Origin of the sequence: Syntrophomonas sp. (genome assembly GCF_028707975.1) — a bacterium.
Lineage (GTDB): Bacteria > Bacillota > Syntrophomonadia > Syntrophomonadales > Syntrophomonadaceae > Syntrophomonas.
Genome location: NZ_JAQVZX010000015.1, coordinates 29,411 through 33,967, shown reverse-complemented (window position 1 = coordinate 33,967; position 4,557 = coordinate 29,411). Strand labels below are relative to the sequence as shown.

At 42.5% G+C, this 4,557-nt stretch carries 3 protein-coding genes; all 3 read right to left on the bottom strand.

Going from position 1 to position 4,557, the window contains the following annotated elements:
• Positions 1–1,637, bottom strand: a 1,637-nt coding sequence (cas8c, locus tag PHP87_RS03680) for a type I-C CRISPR-associated protein Cas8c/Csd1 (protein ID WP_299918576.1), incomplete at its 3' end; no start/stop codon positions are given.
• Positions 1,634–2,296 carry a type I-C CRISPR-associated protein Cas5c gene (gene cas5c / locus PHP87_RS03675; protein ID WP_299918574.1) on the bottom strand — a complete coding sequence of 221 codons (663 nt, stop codon included), beginning with the start codon at positions 2,294–2,296 and terminating at the stop codon, positions 1,634–1,636. The genes cas8c and cas5c, both read right to left, overlap by 4 nt.
• A gap of 24 nt (positions 2,297–2,320) precedes the next feature.
• A complete protein-coding gene (cas3, locus tag PHP87_RS03670; RefSeq protein ID WP_299918572.1) occupies positions 2,321–4,474 on the bottom strand; it encodes a CRISPR-associated helicase Cas3' in 2,154 nt (717 codons plus the stop codon).
• Between the last annotated feature and the right edge of the window lie 83 nt (positions 4,475–4,557).

Genomic DNA, 4,557 nt, shown 5'->3' with positions numbered 1-4,557 from the left:
TTATCAAGTGCATACCCTAAACCGGGTTTAGTTGATTTAATCTTTTTTAGGTGGTGTTTTGAGAGCTTTACGAGCATGGGGAAAATTGCCGCAGGGGTGGTAGATGCTGTTCCATAACAACGGTCAACTATAGTTGCATTAAGTTTAGTGTCTGCTGAATCTTGCTGGGCTATTTCCAGGAGAGCAAAAAGCCTCCCTAATAAGTAACCAGGGTCTGTATTCTCTGGGTTAAGACTCATTTTAATCGCAGCCTCCTTTTCTTTTTGTCCGTGTATTCTGAATTGGCGGAGCAAACAGGCTTTTATTATCCCTGTCCTGATGGGGTTCACAATACTATCGGCCCGAATTCGGCTTAGAATAACTGAATACAGGCTTTGGGGATAGGCCCCACCACTTAAAATTGTTCGCATAAGCGCTCCTCCAAGTATGGGCGGGATGTTCTCTGTTTTTCCTCCAGTAGCGGTTTCCATTAAAATCCGCCAGACCGGGGGAAATATGGGCCGGTAATCTTTAGGCAAAACAACCAGCATATCCGCATAATGAAGGCCAACATTTTTCATCAAAGTTCCGAATTCCCCCTGGTAATAATAGCGGATTGATAAGCGAGCAGCATTAGGCGCTAAACCCAATATATAAAAACGGGTTCTTTCATCAATATCAACATTAGCCGGTTTTTTCCCATCCCGCAGTTGCATCAATATATCTCGGGTTTTTTGTATCAAAGCATGATCAATTTGCACCATTTTCTGCTCTTTGGGTTCCTCTGGAGGATCAAAGAATCCTGCAATCAGGTTTTCTTCCAGTTCCCGCTCCGCCCAGAATACAACAGTAGTATCTCCTATGCGTATTCTATTTTTTGGATTAGAAAGCAAATAGTTTAAAGCTGTGGTATAAGCAAAAGTAGTATTTACCGATACCGGTGCATTGTAGCTTTGGTTCTTGCCATATGAAACATAGGCATCATCATTAAATGATACAATCGATGCACCTGATGATTGTGCTCCTGTTACACCTTTGATAGATGTATGCAGCAGGGCAATCGGGCCTTTTTCTCCCGATACCAGGCATTGAGCTATATATGCATCAGTTTTATCGGTTTCCTGGTAGTTTTCCCAGGCTTTTTTTATAGGTGCTCGCTCATGAATATAGCCATCTGCTCCGTCTAATCTGAATACGATATTGCCACCTTCAAGTAATTGCTTTATATTATCCTGAAGCGGTTTTTCCGCAAACTGGCCGGCTTCACGAGAATTCAGGAAAGCCAAGACTGCCTTTGCCCCCTCATCCACCACCCCGGTCAGTATCTCATTGTGTAACTCTTTAAAAGCCATAAAGCAATCCCTGCTTCTTTGTTCCTTGCCTTTGTTGTCAATTCCTAACACATAGCTGCTGTTATCACAAAGATAATTTGCATTCACTCCCGAAGATCGTTTGACCTGCTCCGGTACCAGCATCTCTCTAGAAATCTTCTTGTTCCCCTTCACTTCATACAAAGGAAAAATATCTAATAGTTCTCCGTTCTCAGATAAATTGAAGGCAAAAGCAACCTTAGCTTTGCTATAGCCCACAGGAGCAATTCCTGATAGTGGGTCATTGTTTAGACGTTCGTAATACTCTTGCAAAGAATGAATAATCATGCGCTTCCCTCCTCATATAGGGATGGTACTTCTATCACTCCATGGCGCATAATAGCTCGAAAGAACAGGGGGGTCATATCATTTTTGAAATCAATATCTAATAATGTCCATCCCAAATCCTTTTCCTCCAAATCCTGGTAATGAGAAGGGGGCACTTCATCTTCCAATAGTGCAAAGTTCACAGGAAACTCGCGACAGCCGAAATAGGGTCGGTGAAAGCACTGCCCTTGTCTAGCACGGCGCAGGAACATATTGTAATGTTTTTCTTCACTATCATCCGCTTCGGCTTTTTCCGTCATCTCGAAGTATGCTTCAATAATATAGGCAACATTACGCAGCAACAAAGTGGCTCTCTGCTGACGGTTATCTTCAATAGTTTGGCGCAATAACACTTCTTTGCCATTCATGGCACGCTTCACTGTAACTGCTGATATGCGTCCACTTAGCTCATTACGGCGAAAACTGTCAAATTTAATCTCATTCAGTACCGTAATGCGCTCAATTACCCATCTTATGGCTGGCTTCCAGTGGATTGCTTCAAATATGCCCCGTGCTGCTGAGGGAGTAATGACATCATAGCTTACCCGCTCCACTTTCATTTCCGGTCGGGTAAAACAGGCAAAGTCACCCCATACCTTTAGTTTTACTCCATAGCCCATTTCTTCACCTCACTTTATCCCGAATTACACAACATAGATATCTGTTTCGACATTACTCAATGGCAATAATCCCATGTTATCATCGTAATTATTCACCTCCTCCATAACATTGAATAAACCTGCCACTTTACGAATACCACCTACCTTTTCGTAGGCAATAGCTTCCCATGGGGTGATTCCTACTGTATATCTTTGCAAGCTCCGGGCAAATCCTCCCGGGTTATCGCTATAAGCTGCTTTTTTGATAATATCCTTACATTCGTTATCTACAGCAATTACTACCGGTACTGAAACATCGTCAATAAACCTGAATTTTTCAGCTACATCCCGAAACGGGAACAATAGCTTACTAGCACATTCTTCAAAGTCCTTTAGTATTCCCAACTCATCTAACTGCTCTCCGGCCAGGTCAAAACGCAATTCAAAAAAACTCTTAATGGCCTGTGGCGATAAGGGGTCACCATATTTATGCAATACTTTCTCTCCCAATGCTGCCATACGTTGAAACCAGCCTTCCGGTACCCCCTGCTCTGGAATAAAGACCCATACCTCCCCTTGACCGCCTATCCCTTCGCGATTACAACGACCAGCTGCCTGGGCAATTGCGTCAATTCCAGCAATTGCCCTGTAAACTACCGGAAAATCCACATCTACCCCAGCTTCGATTAATTGGGTAGAAATCACCCGGCAGGTCTTTCCTTCAGCAAGACGCTGACGTATTTCCGCAATTTTGTCACTTCGGTGTTTTGGATACATATAAGCACTCAAGTGATAATTGCCTTCGGCTTCCGGCAAAAGCTTATACAGAGTTCTGGCATGTTTGCGGGTGTTTACTATGCATAGTACTTGCTTTTGCTCAGCCAGTTTCTTAACTAGTTCCTCATCTTTTAAAATTCCTGCCGTTCTGACCGTCACCCTCTTACTTAAAACTTCATAAAGTCGTTCGGCATCAGGCATTATTTCTGTTACTTGCAGCTCTTTGCTCCACAGTTTTTCCAAGTGCGGCTGGGTTGCGGTGCAGAATACTATAGTGACACCGTAACGCAGCAGCAGTTCTTCTAAAATAGCCAGGCAAGGTAGTAAAAGCCTGTCCGGTAAGGTCTGAGCTTCATCCAATATCACTATACTATTTGCAATGTTATGGAGTTTTCGGCAACGGGAAGGTTTATAAGCCAGAAGAGATTCAAAGAATTGAACATTAGTGGTTACTATCACGGGTGCATCCCAGTTTTCTGCTGCTAATCGATATTTGTATTTGGGATTGTTTTCATCTTCCTCAAAATCATAATTTCTATGATGTTCTAATACAGCATCATCTCCCAGAGCTTCTCTAAAAACAGCAGCATTCTGTTCAATAATACTGGTAAAAGGTACTGCATATATTACTCGCTCCATTCCATGTTTACTGGCATGGCGAAGTGCAAATTCCAGGGAAGAAAGCGTTTTCCCCCCACCAGTAGGAACGCTAAGACTAAATAAGCCCTTTTCTTTTTCTGCCGCTTGCCGACAACAAGCCCTCACATGTGCCCGTTCGCGTTTAACAACAGGGCTTTTGGCTTTTTTGCTTATCTTGTCAATATGTTGTTCCAGTTTATAATTCAGGGTTTTGATATCAGGGAATTCTCCTCGCATTTCGTTTTTTCCTTTTGAATAAAACTTTTCTGTATCAAGAAAATCCGCATCGACCAGGCAGGAAAAAAGCATTCGCACAAAAAAGGACAGTGAAAATCCCGGCTTATCAGACCTGCCCAAATTTAGCCCGGGCAACTGGGGCTGCAGGAGATTCTCTTTATAAAAGGCATCATAGTTTGGAATATCTTTTGCCAGTCTACCCATAAGCGAAGTCTCGTCTGCATCACTCCCCCCATTTGGCAACCCACCATGATGTCCAGCACTTACATAACCCAATAAATTTCCCCTGTTTCCGTAGAGTTTATATGCTATTTGGGCTCCGGCAGTAGAATGATCCACATTTATGTTCATTCCTTTAAGCTTGTCTTGGTAGCTATTGGTATACTTTCCTCCATCATGTAATAATCCCGCCAATTCCCCCCATTCTTCCGCTCCAAAATAAGAAGCAAAGATTCCTGCCAGTTGTGATACATTTTCCAAATGATTTTTCAACAATTGCCAGTTTTCATCTTCACCTTCAGTCGAATGAGCAAAATACTTTATCATTTTAACGCCTCCCACACTTAAATAATTGTAAAAACGCCGCTTTTTTGAATAACTTGATGTATGCTTAATAAATCGCTATCCTT